The sequence below is a fragment of the Sphingomonas panacis genome (assembly GCF_001717955.1).
In the GTDB taxonomy this organism is placed as follows: domain Bacteria; phylum Pseudomonadota; class Alphaproteobacteria; order Sphingomonadales; family Sphingomonadaceae; genus Sphingomonas; species Sphingomonas panacis.
In genome coordinates, this window is record NZ_CP014168.1 from 2,598,243 (window position 1) to 2,613,158 (window position 14,916).

Here is a 14,916-nt window from a genome sequence, read left to right on the forward strand (position 1 = left end):
CCATCGCCGGCGCTCTCACGGTCGCCGGCATCCCCATTATCGACGTTCCAATCCTGACAACGTTGACATGGCTGTGTCAAGGGGCAAGCGAGCGGGATGTATCCTCGATCGGGGGGTAGAAAAACGCGCACAGCAACGCGAGCAGCGCCGCCACGGCGATGCTGCCGAGGATCGGTATCGCCGGAAACAACAATGTCATCGCAAGCACTTGGGTGGAGAAGGCCTGCGCCAGCTTGCGTGCGATCGTCGCCGCCGCATAGATTCGCGCGGCGTACCCGACGATTGCGGCGTCACGCTCGCAGGCGGCAACGGTCGCGGGAACCAGCGACCAGAACATCACCGACAGCCCTTGCCCGGCGACGATCGCGCCGGTGACGCTGACCAGTGCCATCGCGACTCCGCCGCCCGCGCAGCCGAGCGCGGTCGCGCCGAGCATCAGCACGGCTGCATAGCGCAAGGTCGCGCCCTGCCCGATTCGCGTGGCGAGATGAGTCCACAGCGGCGCGGTGACCAGCAGCGACAAGGCCGGCAGCAGCGCGGCATAATAGCCCCAGCGCTGCGCACCGAGCTGATCGAACACGAACAGCAGCGAGACGTTGAGAAGCGACACCGCCAGCCCGACGGTGAGGATCGTCGTGATCAGCCGCCGCAACGCCGGTGACCTGCCGAGCAAGGCGAACATCGTCACGAGCGCGCGATGTGAGCGGGGCGCGGCTACCGCCGGCATGACTCGCTCGCGCGTGCCGAACGCGGTGAAGAAGAAGGTCGGCACCGCGATCCCGGCAAGGATCGGCGCGCCGATCGAGAAGCCGCCGCCACCGGGGCCGCCCGCCGGCAGCGCCGCATAGACCAAAGCCGCCACCAGACCGCCCAGCGCCGCCGCCTGCATGCGCGCGCCGGTCAGCCGCAGATGATCCCTGGGATCGGCGGAAATCCGTGCGGTCAGCGCACCATAAGGGATGTTGCCGATGCCATAGGCGCAGCGCAGCGCGAGATAGGTGGCGAGCGCGTAATAGGGCACATAGCCGCTCCGCATCGGCGGCAACGCGAAGGCGGCGCACAGGATCAGCACCGACAGCGGCCCGCCGACCGCCACCCACGTGCCGAGCCGCACGCGCGGCGCCAGCCGGTCGGCCGTCACGCCGACGAACACGTCCATCAGCCAGTCCGCCGCCGCGCCCGCCAGGAAGATCAAAGATGCGACTTCGGGTGCGATGCCGAGCTGGCGGACGTAATAGAAGAGCAGATACAGTTCGATCGACTGCCAGACGGTGTTGAACCCGAAATCCCCGGCGGCATAGGACCACACTTCGCGCCGGCGAAGCATCACCCGAGCGATCGGGGCGGGGCGGCCGATTCGCGGATCAGCAGTTCGTGCGGATGCGTGATCCGGGCCATGACATCGCGGTCTTCAAGCTGGGCGATCAGCATTTCGGTCGCGGCGATCGCCATCTCGAACACCGGCTGCCGCACCGTGGTCAGGCGCGGCCAGGTGATGCGCGACACCTCCGAATCGTCGAACCCGACCACGGAAACATCGTCCGGGATCGACAGGCCGAACTCGCGCGCCGCCATCATCGCGCCGACCGCCATGTCGTCATTCTGCGCGAGGATCGCGGTCGGGCGGTCGCCGCGCGCGAAGATGTCGCGCGCCGCCGCGAGACCGCTGTCGAAGGTGAACAGGCCGGGTTCGATCCGTTCGAGCCGCAATTCGATGTCGGCCTTGGAGAAGGCCTGCATATAGCCGAGCATTCGCGCCTCGGTGGAGGCGTGGGTCGGGTCGCCGCGAATGATGGCGATCTCACGATGGCCGAGGCCGATCACATAGTCGGCGATCTCGCGGGCGGCGGCGACGTCGTCGATCAGGTTGCTCGGCGCCGCGTCGAGCAACCGGGTCGGCGCGATCCGCGCGCACAGGATGCGCGCGTCCTTCAACTGGTTGAGAATGATCGGATTATCCGAAGCGGGTGGGGCGAGCACGACACCGTCGAGCGCGGCCGAGCGCAGCATTCCGACGACTTCGCCGGCATGTTCCTGCACCGAGCGGATCGGGATCACCACGAGCTTGTAGCGCTCGCCGGTCAGCCGTTCGAGCACACCGCGTTGCAGCTCGACGACATAGCTCGGGCTGGGGTTTTCGTAGATCAGCCCGATCATGTTCGATTTGCGCCGCACCAGCGCCTGCGCGAACACGTTGGGATGATAATCGAGCGCATCGGCGGCTTCGCGGACGCGCTGTTTGACCGCCGGGCTGACGTGCGGTTCGTCGTTGAGCACGCGCGAGACGGTCTTTGCGGAAACCCCGGCGAGGCGCCCAACATCGACGATCGTCGTTCGCTTCATGCTGCTGTCCTGTTTCGTGGAGGCCGAGACGTAGCGGCATTGGCGGACCGACGCCAGACGGGCTGATAACGTTGACAGTTTTATGGCGGCACCACGACGTGATCGCGCCGACGGCCTGTTACCCTACCCACGATTCCGCACGAGCGCGTCTTGCGGAAGAAGGCCGACGATATCAGTCAGTTGGACCGCTTTCCGGTCGAAAAGGGCATTTCGCGCGCAGCGGGTGCCGGGTGTCGCCGCCAAGCGGAAATGTCGCAGCAACAATCGGCGGTTGACAACGTCGGACAATAGAGTAGCTCTGTCGGTGTCGATCCCGAACAGGGGGAATCGCAAGCGAACGGCGGCCGCAAGGGCCGCACCTTGGGAGAGGGGATTTTATGAAAAGCCTTAGTCACGCGTCGGCACTCGCCTGGTCGGCTTCGATCGTCGCGATCGCGACGGGGCTGGCATTGCCGCAATCGGCAGCCGCGCAGGATTCATCCGTGTCGTCGCAGCAGGGCACGCCGCACGCCGATACCGCGCCCGCCACGCCGGCGCGCGAAACCGGCGCCACCGCCACCAACAGCGTTCCCGACACCGCCGCAGCCACTGCCGACGACATCGTCGTGACCGGCGTGCGCGCCAGCCTCGAACGGTCGATCGCGATCAAGCGCAACTCGACCGGCATCGTCGACGCGATTTCGGCGGAAGACATCGGCAAGTTCCCGGACACCAACCTGGCGGAATCGCTCCAGCGCATCACCGGCGTCTCGATCGATCGCGTCAACGGGCAGGGCGCGCAGGTCACCGTGCGCGGCTTCGGGCCGAGCTTCAACCTCGTCACGCTGAACGGCCGCACGCTTGCCTCGTCCTACGCGCAGACCGTCGGCGGCGACGAAAGCGCCGACGGCACGGTCGGCGTGACGCGATCGTTCGACTTCTCGAACCTCGCCTCGGAAGGCGTCAAGACGCTGGAGGTCTACAAGACCGGCCGCGCGGCGGTGCCCTCGGGCGGCATCGGCGCGACGATCAACGTCGTCACCCGCCGCCCGCTCGATGCGCGCGACGCCGGTTTCAACGGCAGCGTCGGCGCCAAGCTGAACTATGATACCAGCGCGAGCGACTGTGTCGATTGCGGCTCGGTCGTCACCCCCGAATTCACCGGCCTCGCGAGCTGGTCCAACCCCGACCAGACCTTCGGCGTGTCGCTATTCGGCAGCTATCAGGAGCGGCACTTCTCAACCGTGTCGGCCACGTCGAACGGCTGGAACATCCGCACATACAAGGATTTCATTGATCCGGCCAACGGCTTCGTCAACGCCGCCACCAAGATCAACAACGCGCCGACCGACCCTAACAAGCTCGTCTCGGTGCCCAACGACAGCCGCTACCATTTCGCCGACGACAAATACCAGCGGCTGAACGGCCAGGCCATCATCCAGTTCAAGCCGACCGACTCGCTGACAGTGACCGCCGACGCGCTGTACGCACGGACCAAGCAGAAGGAGGAGCGTTCGGACGAGGCGAACTGGTTCAACCGGCCGTTCGATGTCGTCACCTTCGACAACAATCCCGCCGTCGCCACCACGACCTATCTCCACGAGACGGTCGCGGGCGTGAAGGACGAGGATTGGGAGCAGCAATATCGCGCGCAGAAGAACACGCTTGAGGATTACGGCCTCAACCTGAAATGGGATGCTGCCAGCAACTTCACCATTGCGATCGACGGCCATTACGGCAAATCGTCGGTGCTGCCCGATGCGCCCAACGGCACCAGCTCGACTCTGGTCGGCCTCGGCGCCAACGTCGTCACCGCGCACTCGGTCGATTACAGCGGCATGATCCCCGTGCAGGACGAGACCATCAACGATGCGCTCAAGGGCAACGGCAACGGCGTGCTCGACAGCGGTGATGTCGGTTCGCAGATCGGCCGCACCTACACCACCAGCCAGCGCCAGACGGTGAAGGAAGGCCGGATCGATTTCGGCTGGGATCTCGGTGAAGGTAGCCGGTTCGATTTCGGTGGGCTGTACCGCGATAGCAAGACCAACCAGCAGCTCATCTCGACCCAGCAGACGCTCGGTAACTGGAGCGTCGATCACCCCGGCGACGTCAATCAGGTCGCGCCGGGCGCGCTTCAGGATTTCTGCCTGTTGTGCAAGTTCAGCGCCTACGATCCCAAAGCGACGGGCGTGAATCTGATCGCTTTCCGCGGCAACGCGGTGAACCTCTACGACAAGCTGTCCACCTATTACGCGGGTCAGGGCAATGCGATCGGCTTCACCGCGCGCCAGAACAACACCGTCAAGGAAACGATCTACGCCGGCTATGCGCAGGTCACCTGGAAGGGTCAGCTCGCCGGGCATGAAACCAGCCTCGTTGCGGGCGCGCGCTATGAACATACCAAGGAAGAGGCGATCGGGATCCAGTATCTGCCGAGCTCGATAAGCTGGGTTTCGGACAACGACTTCACGATCAATCTCGCCAATACGCCATCGACGCTCACCGGGCGCGGATCTTACGACAACATCCTGCCGTCGTTCGACTTCCAGATGGAGCTGAAGCGCAACCTGATCGGCCGCTTCTCGGCAAGCCGGACGATCGCGCGGCCGAATTACGACAATCTGTTCACATCCTATTCGATCGCCGCGCCACCGCGCCCGACCGCGCTTGGCGGCGTTGCCACCGCATCGACCGGCGATCCCAATCTCGCGCCGCTGATCTCCGACAACATCGATCTGTCGTTCGAATATTATTTCAAGCCGGACACCTATTTCTCGGTCGGCTTCTTCGACAAGCGCGTTCACAACTTCATCGGCACCGGCCAGTCGCAGGCGCCGTTGTTCAGCGTGCGCGATCCGAGTTCGGGTGCGGCGGGAACGCTTTCGGGGCAGGCCAAGGCGGCACTGTCCACGCTCGGCGCCGATATCAGCGACGTCAATCTGTTCACTTATGCGGCGCTGATCCAACGCGACGGCGCGGCCGCAGCGGCGACCGAGTTCGGGCAGCATTACAACACCACCACGAAGTCGATCGATCAGGCGTTCATCAACACCGTGCTGTCGGCGGTCGATCTCAACGGCAATGGGTCGGACCCATATTATGTCTTCACGCTCTCGAAGCCGATCAACAACAAGGACGCCGAAATCTACGGCTTCGAAATCGCCGGGCAATATTTCCTGGGCGAAACCGGCTTCGGCGTGTCGGGCAGCTTCACATACGTGAAGGGCAATATCGGCTTCGACAATGGCGGCAGCCCGAGCTTCGACCAGTTCGCGCTGACCGGCCTCAGCAACACCGCCAACGCCACGCTGATCTACGACAAGCACGGCATATCGGCGCGGCTGAGCTACAATTGGCGTGACAGCTTCCTGACGTCGCTCAACCGCGACAGCTACAAGAACCCGGTCTACACCAAGCCTTATGGTCAGCTCGACGCGAACATCAGCTATGATCTCAACGATCATATCGCGCTCTCGGTCGAGGGCATCAACCTGACCAATTCGAGCCTGCGCACCTACGGCCGGGCGGAGAGCAACCTGTGGTTCGCGCAGGAGCTCAAGCGGCGCTTCCTGTTCGGCGCGCGCTACAAGTTCTGAGATAAGGGGGCGACGTCCGGGGTGTCCGCACCCCGGACGAAGCGCCGCATTGCCGCGTGCGTCGGCAAGGGCATATGAGTGTTCGATGACCACGCCGGTTCTTCTCGATTCCGTCACACATGCCGATCTTCGCGTCGCGATCGGATATGCCGCGCGCTTCGGTGACGCGGTCAACGAATGCGCGGTCTTCCCCAACGAATTCGACGATCTCCAGCGCGAGTATCCGATCCTGTTCCGCAAGGACGCCGCCGGCGCCTTTTACGCGGTGGGGTTGCTCGGGTTCGATCGCGACGAAAATCTGTTCCTCGATTCCGCCGGCTGGCAGGCGCGGCATGTCCCCGCTTTGCGCCAGCGCGGGCCGTTCCTGATCGGAACGGGCGAGCGGGATGGCCGGCAGGAGCCGATGATCTACATCGATCTCGAATCCCCCCGCATCAGCGCGCCGGACGGGCAGGCGGTGTTCCTGCCGCATGGCGGGCGGGCGCCCTATCTCGACCATATTGTGCGGGTGCTGCAGGTGATCCACGACGGCCAGCGCCAGCGCGAGGCGATGTTCGCGGCCTTCGCCGCGGCCGATCTGATCGCGCCGGTCGCGCTCGATATCGCGCTCGACGACACGACCCGCTACACGGTGCCCGGCTGCTACACGATCGCCACCGATCGCCTCGCGCAGCTCGACGGCACGGCGCTGGCCACGCTCAACCAGAGCGGCTTCCTGCGCCACGCCTTCCTCGTCGCATCCTCGCTCAGCAACGTTGGCCGGCTGATCGACCTCAAGAACCGCCGCCGCCGTGCCGAGGCTGGCGAAGCGGTGCCCGTCACTCCGGTCGCGGCGTGACGGGCACGGCTCTCGCCGAGGCGGTGCGCGATTTCGATGTCGCCGCGCTGATCGCAGGGCAGCAGCCGGTGGTGCTGCGCGGTCTCGTCCGCGACTGGCCGCTGGTGCGTGCCGGCCTGACCGGCGCGGACGCTGCGGCGGACTATCTCAAGCGCTTCTACCAGGGCGCGCCGGTGGTCGGCTATGCCGGGCCGCCGCAGATCCACGGCCGCTTCTTCTACGATGACAGCGTGACGGCGATGAATTTCACCGCGACGCGGGTGAAGCTCGACGCCTGGCTCGACCGGCTGCTCGGGACACCGCAGGACGAAGCGCTCTATATCGGATCGACCGACCTCGACACCTATCTGCCCGGGCTGCGCGACGCGAACGACCTTCCCGCGACGGCCTTCGCCGGGGCGACGCCGCGTGCGAGCATCTGGATCGGCAACCATACCGTCGCGGCGACGCATTACGACATGTCGAACAACGTCGCCTGCTGCGTCGCCGGGCGGCGGCGCTTCACGTTGTTTCCGCCCGAGCAGGTCGCGAACCTCTATCCCGGCCCGCTCGACCCGACACCGGGCGGGCAGGCGGTCAGCATGGTCGATCCGCGTGCGCCCGATCTCGCGCGCTATCCGCGCTTCGCCGAGGCGCAGCGCGCGGCGCAGGTGTTCGATCTCGAACCCGGCGACGTGCTCGTCTATCCGGCCTTGTGGTGGCACAATGTCGAGGCGCTCGACGGCTTCAACATCCTCATCAACTATTGGTGGAACGACGCGCCCGCCTTCCTCGATTCGCCGATGAACACGCTGCTCCACGGCCTGCTCAGCCTGCGCGACCGCCCCGACAGCGAGAAACAGGCGTGGCGCGCCCTGTTCGACTATTATGTGTTCGGCCCCGCCGAGCGCGCGGGCGAACATCTCCCAGAGGCGGCGCGCGGGCCGCTCGCCCCGCTCGACGCGCCCGGCGCGCGCCGGCTGCGCGCATATCTGCTGCAAAGGCTGAACCGATGAACCCCGCACAGACCATCCGCCGCGTCGTCATCGCCGGCGGCGGCACCGCCGGCTGGGTCGCGGCGGCGGCGCTGTCGAAGCATCTCGGCGCGCTGCTCGATATCATATTGGTCGAATCCGACGAGATCGGCACGGTCGGCGTCGGCGAGGCGACGATCCCGACGATCCGCACCTTCCACCGCTTTCTGGAGATCGACGAGCGCGAGTTCATGCGCGCGACTCAGGCGACCTTCAAACTCGGCATCGCCTTCGAGAACTGGGCGCGGCGCGGCGACCGCTACGTCCATTCGTTCGGCCGCGTCGGCCAGTCGATCTGGATGGGCGACTTCCAGCATATGTGGCTGCGCGGGCGTGAGGCCGGTGTCGCCGACGATCTCGGCGCTTATTGCCTCGAACTCGCCGCCGCCGAGGCGGGCAAGTTCGCCACCTCCGATACCGCCAAGATCAACTACGCCTATCATTTCGACGCCTCGCTCTACGCCGGTTTCCTGCGCCGCTTCAGCGAGGCGAAGGGCGTCACCCGCATCGAGGGCCGTATCGGCGGGGTACGGCAGAATGCCGAAACCGGCGATATCGAAGCGCTCGACCTCGCCGACGGGCGCGTGATCGAGGGCGATCTGTTCGTCGATTGCACCGGCTTTCGCGGGCTGCTGATCGAACAGACGCTCAAGGCCGGCTATGAGGATTGGAGCCACTGGCTGCCGACCAACCGCGCGCTCGCGGTGCAGACCAAGGCGGTCGCTCCGCCGCTGCCGTACACGCGCGCGATCGCGCATGAGGCGGGGTGGCAATGGCAGATCCCGTTGCAGCACCGTGTCGGCAACGGCCTCGTCTATTGCAGCGATTTCCTGTCGGACGATGCCGCGCGCGCCAAGCTGCTCGCGCAGATCGACGGCGAACCGATCACCGAGCCGCGCCTGATCCGCTACGTCACCGGCCGCCGCAAGCGCGTGTGGGATCGCAACTGCGTCGCGCTCGGGCTTGCCAGCGGGTTCGTCGAACCGCTCGAATCGACCAGCATCCACCTCATCATGATCGGCGTGACTCGGCTGATCCAGGCGTTTCCGTTCGGCGGGGTCACGCCGTCGCTGGTCAAACATTACAACGATCTCGCCGAGACCGAACTCGAGCGCGTGCGCGATTTCATCATCCTGCATTATCATCTCACCGAACGCCGCGATGATCCCTTCTGGGAACGCTGCCGGACGATGCCGATCCCCGACACGCTCGCCCAGCGCATCGCCCTGTTCCACGAGGCGGCGCTGACCCCGCAGACCGCCGACGATCTGTTCCAGGCGGATAGCTGGCTGCAGGTGATGCTCGGCCAGCGGCTTGAGCCGACCGGCTATCACCGGATGGGGCATATGCTGAGCGTCGAGCATCTGCGCCGCGCGTTCGCCGATGTGCGGGATGGCATCGCGGGCGCGGTCGCGCGGATGCCGACGCATCAGGCGTTTCTGGAGCACTATTGCGGGGCGGGGGCGTAAGCGCTCGGCGGCTTGGTCTGGCGGCGAGCCTCTTGCCAAATAGGATTTCAGCGTAGAACTGGCACGTCGATGCCGCGACCCTTCACCCGCGCCCAGGCGCTCGAAAACCGTGCCTTCCTCGCCGCGCTACGCCGTACCGGCAACGTGCGCGAGGCGGCGCGGATGGTCGGCGCGCATCGCGCGAAATTCACGCGGCGACGCGCCAAGCACCCCGCCTTCGCCACCGCCTGGGACGCGGCGCTCGTGGTCGCGCACGCTGCGCTGTCCAAACCGTCGCCGGCGCATACCACCGCGAACGCACCGCGCATCATCCGCACCCGCTCGGGCCGGCTGCAAGTGCGCCGCGTGCCCAACGGGCGGCTCACCACCGAGCGCGCGCAGGTCTTCCTCGCCGCGCTCGGCGCGACCGCCAATGTGCGCCTCAGTGCCGCGGCGGCTGGCTTCTCGCATTCGGCGTTTTACGCACGCGCGCACGCCGACCCCGGCTTCGCCCGTGAAATGCGGCTCGCGCTGCGGCAGGGCCACGAACGGCTGCAATGGGCGCTGATCGCAAGCTGGTCGCCGCTGAGCTATGAGGACGATGCCTGGCGCCACAACGACCCGCCCGCGATCCCGCCGATGACCGCCGATCAGGCGCTCATGCTGCTCGCCATCCGCCAGAAGATCGCCTGTGAGGCCGACGAACCCGCCCACATCAAACGCCGCCGTGGCGAAAGCACCGACGCGCACAGTTTCCGCCTGACCGCGATGTACCAACAGCGCCTCGCCCGCGACCGCGAGGCGGCCGACATCGCCGAGGCGGAACGGCAAGCGCGCGGCGCGCGACCGCGCTTCGAGGTTGATGTGGTGGTGCCCGATCTGGCGCAGGTGGCGCGGCGCCCGTGACGAGCGAAGCGCATCATGGGAGGCGGCCCGCCCGACGCGGGATGTACGCGCGCGTCGCGGCAGACAGCCGAAAGCGGGTGGCAAGCGGACATGACAGCTTTTGGTGAGAGAAATAGGCATAGCTGCGGTTGAGCGAGCCCCGGTTCGGGGCACCTCCCGACCACTGCACGAACCCGCTCCGCGGGAGGGTCGCTTGGGATGACGTAGCGTAGTATTTGTGAGGCTTTCGGCGAGGCGGCGTCGCCCGCCGACTGTGGAGTTCCTTCAACGGAGAGGAACTTACCATGGATGCTATCACGACCGCTGCTCCGCCCCATTCGCTGCGTGAGCGGATGTTGCAGGACATGACGATGCGTGGCTTCGGGGCGCACACACAGAAGGACTATATCCGGCATGTTCGGAGCTTCGCCGCGTTCCTGGGCCGTCCGCCGGATACGGCCACAATGGAAGACCTGCGGCGTTATCAGGTCGACCAGCACGAGCGCGCCGTGGGGCCGGCCACGATCAATGGGGGCGTTTCGGCACTGCGGTTCCTGTTCGGGATAACCCTCAAGCGCCCGGAGATGGCGCTGGGGCTCGTCGTTGTTCGCTGCATGCCCAAGCTGCGTGTGGTCTTGAGCGTCGAGGAGACAGCGCGGCTGCTCGAGGCTGCGCCAGGCATCAAATACAAAGCGGCCCTCAGCGTGGCCTATGGCGCGGGCCTGCGGGTCTCGGAGGTTGCCCATCTCAAGGTCGATGACATCGACAGCACCCGGATGATGATCCGCGTCGAGCAGGGCAAGGGACGCAAGGACCGCAACGCCATGCTCTCACCGCATTTGCTGGACTTGCTCCGTCAATGGTGGCGCGAAGGCAAGCGGCGCGGTGTGATGTTACCCCATGGCTGGCTGTTCCCCGGTCGCAATGGCACGGATCCGATCTCGGCCCGCCAGTTGCACCGCGTCGTGCAGGAAGCGGCCGAGCGCGCCGAGATCCACAAGCGGGTAAGCCCGCACACATTGCGGCATTCGTTTGCCACTCACCTGCTCGAGCAGGGTGTCGATATCCGGGTCATCCAAGTCCTGCTGGGACACGTGAACATCAACACGACCGGCATCTACACCCAGGTCTCGAGCAAGACGATGCGGGCGGTGGCCAGCCCGCTCGACCAGATCGTGGCCGTGATGGAAGGCAGGGCCCCTCCCGGTTGAACCGGTGCGCGCCTCAATCGAGGTCGCCGATATCTTCCGCAGCGCCGGGCCCGCCTATCGGGCGGCCCATGCCGGGCATCTCAGCCTCGGCCAGCTCAAGGTCATGACGGCCATCGAGAACTGCCGCACCGCCGCGCTGGGCGGTCACGTCGAGGCCTGCGACGACTGTGGGCACTGGCGTATCGCCTACAACTCCTGCCGCAACCGGCATTGTCCCAAATGTCAGGGCGCCGCCGCGCGCACCTGGCTGGCCGCGCGCGAGGCCGATCTATTACCGGTTGGCTACTTCCATGTCGTCTTCACGCTGCCCGCCGAGATCGCCGACATCGCGTGGCAGAACAAGGCGGTGGTCTATGACCTGCTCTTCCGCGCTGCTGCGGATACGATGCTGACCATCGCCGCCGATCCCAAGCACCTTGGTGCGCGGATCGGCATCACTGCTGTCTTGCACACCTGGGGATCGGCGCTGACTCACCACCCACATGTGCACATGATCGTGCCCGGCGGCGGCATCGCGCTCGATGGCACGCGCTGGATCTCGTCGCGCCCGGCCTTCCTGTTACCAGTGCGCGTGCTGGGTGCGTTGTTCCGCCGGCTGTTCCTCACACGCTTGCTGGCGTTGTTCGACGCCGGCAAGCTGGCCTTCTTCAACGCCTTGGCAGGCCTGGCCTCGCGTAAGACCTTCCTGCGGCATCTGTCGCCCATCCGTAAGAAGCGCTGGGTGGTCTATGCCAAACCACCCTTCGCCGGGCCGCAGGCGGTGCTGGCCTATCTCTCGCGCTACACGCACCGCGTTGCCATCTCGAACCGGCGGCTCATCGGCTTCGACGAGGCCGGCGTGACGTTCCGCTACAAGGACTATCGCCGCCCTGCTGCTGAACGCCAGCAGGTCATGACGCTGGCGAGCGGCGAGTTCGTCCGCCGCTTCCTGATCCACGTTCTGCCGCGCGGCTTCCACCGCATCCGGCATTACGGCCTGCTCGCCAGTTCGACCCACAAGGACACCGTGGCGCTGGCCCGCAGGCTGCTGGGCGTTGCTGTACCGGTCGAGGAGCCCGAACCCGACGAACCTCCCGACCATCGCCCGCCATGCCCATGTTGCGGCGGGCACATGACCATCATCGAGGCCTTCGCCCGCTGGTGCCAGCCCCGCGCGCCGCCATCATCGGCATCGCCAATCCGGGGGAATGCGCCATGATCCGGCATGGCTCAGGCTGCACGACGGTCGCGCCCACGGCGTCCTGGCCGATGACCCAGTGCATGCCCATTCCGCAATCCAGCCCAGCGCAGCACGCACCGACCAGCAAAACCACCACCGTCCGCACTCTGACGCCGCACAAAGTCACGTTGATCCGGCCAGAACCGACACTTCCGGATCGGCATCGCTTACCCGTCAGAACCACCCAAAAGCCGCTTTACCCATAGACCAGCGCGTGGGGCCCGCGGGTTCCTGCACTGGAGGCTTTCGTACGCAAGCGCCCGAAACCCTTCACAAAATGGGCCGTTGGATCGCCAAGCATTAGAAGGCTGCTTCTGCCGAAACCCGCCGTCCGCAGAATCCTTTGCCTGCCGACAGCAAAGCGACGCGACGCGACATCAGTCATTCGGTTCGCTGCAAGAAAGCCTCAAATGCAGCCGTCTGCAAAATGCGCGTTCAATTTACACGCGTTCGTTTAGTAATTTTGGACAACGCCGTTTACGCTGGTTTGAGGCAGAATATCGTCACGAGGGCAAACAGCTGCGGAATTGGGTCTGACGCCAGATATTGCGGGCTGGGCAGGCGCGTTCGTTTTGCGGAGGGGACGCCCCGGGTAGATGGGGCCTGCGCGCCTTATACGATCAGAGGTCCCGCTTCGCACATGTTCATCAGATCTGGGTCGTGCGATGGGTGAGGTACAGTGTTGCGGAGCGATGAGAGGCTGAGCCGACTGATTGAGTTCACTGGTCACGTTATTGATTATAGCCACCTTGCCATCGAGCTTGTCTTTCTCAAATTCATCCTTGGGGTCAGCGAACAACCAATACCATAGCGCTACGATGACGACGAGCGCCGCCAGCACCTTTGTGATGACAAATGTTAACTCGCCTCTCTTTACACGATTCCATTCGTACTTGAGTAGATCTTTAGAGGCGTTAAGGAAGTCAAGTTCAATCGGCCTGATGTTGGCAGGCGTCATATTGCTGTCGTTAGCAGTTAGCTGCTGAAATCGCTTCATGCAGACCAGCACCGCCTTTGACCGGCGCTCATCGGGATTTACCCGCAGCGTTATAGCGAAGCTTGCTTGGTTTAGCTGCGAGTAAAGCGGAGCAAGCGCCTTAACCTTTTCTGCTTGATCCTTGTATGTCACCCCCACGGCGTCGGCGATGGCATTGAAGCTCGTCAGATAAGCCGTGATCTCGGACCTAAGCGCATCCACCCAAGCCTGACGAAACTCGGAAGTTTTCTGCTCCTTGCTGATAATGAGGCCGAGGAGCGACACGACACCAGCGATGAGCGCGGCACCTACGGCCCCAATGCTGATGTCCCCGCCCATTCAGATGTCCACGCCTTAGCCCTTACCCCTTGACCGGCAGTGGTTTAGCACGGAGGCTGTGCGGGGGAAGATAGTAGATGAGTGGGGGCCAATGCCTGCGATCGTACCTTATCGCTTAAAGCTGACCGGTGACCTTGCTGACGATCATCAGTTTGAGGGCTATGATGGTTACATGGCGCTTGCTGGGTTCGCTTGGACCCTGTCGCTGGTCGCCAACTATGCCGACTCCGGCAAGATAAGGCAGCGGGGCGAGTTCGACGGCAGGCACGCCGTTCGAGCCAAGGCGCCAGAGGAAGGCAGCGTCATCGCTGACTTCTTCGTCAAGTTGACAAATAATCCTGCTGACGTGTTTGGCTCCGTGGCTGAAGGGGCGGCCAGCGGTAGCTTCCTCGACGCGCTAGTCCGGCGAGTCATCAATAAAAACCTTGGGCAGACCGCCGATGACGAAGCTCTAGCCCGGCTCCTCGCTAATCGGGCACGGACAGGTGATGTCGAGGCCCTGGTAGCAATAACAGAAGCCCCCATCCGCCAAGCTCACAGCGTTATCGGGTCTGGGGCCGAAGAGATGCTGATCTCGGGTGGTATAAACATAAATCCCATAGCGACCTTCGATGAGTCAACTAAGGAATATGTCAAGCAGAACGTTGAGGATAATCACGAGATAACGAAAGCCTTCAGCGTTTCAGCATTCAATGCCAACTCTGGATATGGAAGTGTTTTTGACCAGGATCATGGTCACGTAATACCATTTAGTATGAAACGCGATAAGCTGCGGCAATTTAGACAGGTATTCTCATGGGGCTTAGACCAATACTCAAACCGAACTGGCGGTAAGATTAGCGCCACGTTTACTCGAATTCTCGCGATGGACGGGCGACCGAAGCGATACGTTATCCACCGTGCCGAACGAGCTACCACTTAGGTTCAGTCACTATTACAGAGGAAAGTGCCCGCGGTGACCTTACGCAGAAAGTTGCCCTTGTTTTAGATGGTGTGAATACCCGATGCGATCACCCTCGGTTCCACCAATTCGCGTGTTTTGCATATTTTGATGAAGATTCTGCGC

General features: G+C 64.3%; 11 protein-coding genes. 8 read left to right on the top strand and 3 right to left on the bottom strand.

Features of this window, described 5'->3' with window-relative positions:
- Nucleotides 1–76 precede the first annotated feature (76 nt).
- Entirely contained in the window at nt 77–1,327 is a 1,251-nt protein-coding gene (locus J0A91_RS11840) for an MFS transporter (RefSeq protein WP_069205082.1), read from the bottom strand.
- On the bottom strand, nt 1,327–2,343 hold the full coding sequence (locus J0A91_RS11845; protein WP_083224653.1) for a LacI family DNA-binding transcriptional regulator: 1,017 nt from the start codon (nt 2,341–2,343) through the stop codon (nt 1,327–1,329). Before J0A91_RS11845 ends, J0A91_RS11840 begins: the two co-directional genes overlap by 1 nt.
- Nucleotides 2,344–2,720: 377 nt before the next feature.
- Between J0A91_RS11845 and J0A91_RS11850 the strand changes: the two genes are divergently transcribed.
- The 7 genes from J0A91_RS11850 to J0A91_RS11880 all read left to right on the top strand — a co-directional run bounded on the left by J0A91_RS11850 (nt 2,721) and on the right by J0A91_RS11880 (nt 12,514).
- Nucleotides 2,721–5,921, top strand: a complete 3,201-nt coding sequence (locus J0A91_RS11850) for a TonB-dependent receptor (protein ID WP_069205083.1) — start codon at nt 2,721–2,723, stop codon at nt 5,919–5,921.
- Nucleotides 5,922–6,006: 85 nt separating this feature from the next.
- Nucleotides 6,007–6,759: a SapC family protein gene (locus tag J0A91_RS11855; RefSeq protein ID WP_069205084.1), complete on the top strand. Its 753-nt coding sequence runs from the start codon at nt 6,007–6,009 to the stop codon at nt 6,757–6,759.
- A complete protein-coding gene (locus J0A91_RS11860) occupies nt 6,756–7,754 on the top strand; it encodes a cupin-like domain-containing protein (protein WP_150126903.1) in 999 nt (332 codons plus the stop codon). Before J0A91_RS11855 ends, J0A91_RS11860 begins: the two co-directional genes overlap by 4 nt.
- The gene (locus J0A91_RS11865; RefSeq protein WP_069205085.1) at nt 7,751–9,241 is read left to right on the top strand and encodes a tryptophan halogenase family protein; all 1,491 of its coding nucleotides are present in this window, start codon (nt 7,751–7,753) and stop codon (nt 9,239–9,241) included. Before J0A91_RS11860 ends, J0A91_RS11865 begins: the two co-directional genes overlap by 4 nt.
- A gap of 69 nt (nt 9,242–9,310) precedes the next feature.
- Entirely contained in the window at nt 9,311–10,126 is an 816-nt protein-coding gene (locus tag J0A91_RS11870; RefSeq protein ID WP_069205086.1) for a hypothetical protein, read from the top strand.
- Between the two features lie 284 nt (nt 10,127–10,410).
- Nucleotides 10,411–11,316, top strand: coding sequence for a tyrosine-type recombinase/integrase (locus J0A91_RS11875; protein WP_069204866.1), 906 nt, complete (start codon nt 10,411–10,413; stop codon nt 11,314–11,316).
- A 4-nt stretch (nt 11,317–11,320) separates the two neighbouring features.
- On the top strand, nt 11,321–12,514 hold the full coding sequence (locus tag J0A91_RS11880) for an IS91 family transposase (protein ID WP_069204867.1): 1,194 nt from the start codon (nt 11,321–11,323) through the stop codon (nt 12,512–12,514).
- Between the two features lie 475 nt (nt 12,515–12,989).
- On the opposite strand, the gene J0A91_RS11885 is transcribed toward J0A91_RS11880, so the two are convergent.
- Entirely contained in the window at nt 12,990–13,850 is an 861-nt protein-coding gene (locus J0A91_RS11885; RefSeq protein ID WP_069205087.1) for a hypothetical protein, read from the bottom strand.
- A gap of 91 nt (nt 13,851–13,941) precedes the next feature.
- Here J0A91_RS11885 and J0A91_RS11890 point away from each other — a divergent pair, with 91 nt between their 5' ends.
- On the top strand, nt 13,942–14,772 hold the full coding sequence (locus tag J0A91_RS11890) for a DUF7946 domain-containing protein (protein ID WP_069205088.1): 831 nt from the start codon (nt 13,942–13,944) through the stop codon (nt 14,770–14,772).
- Nucleotides 14,773–14,916 lie beyond the last annotated feature (144 nt).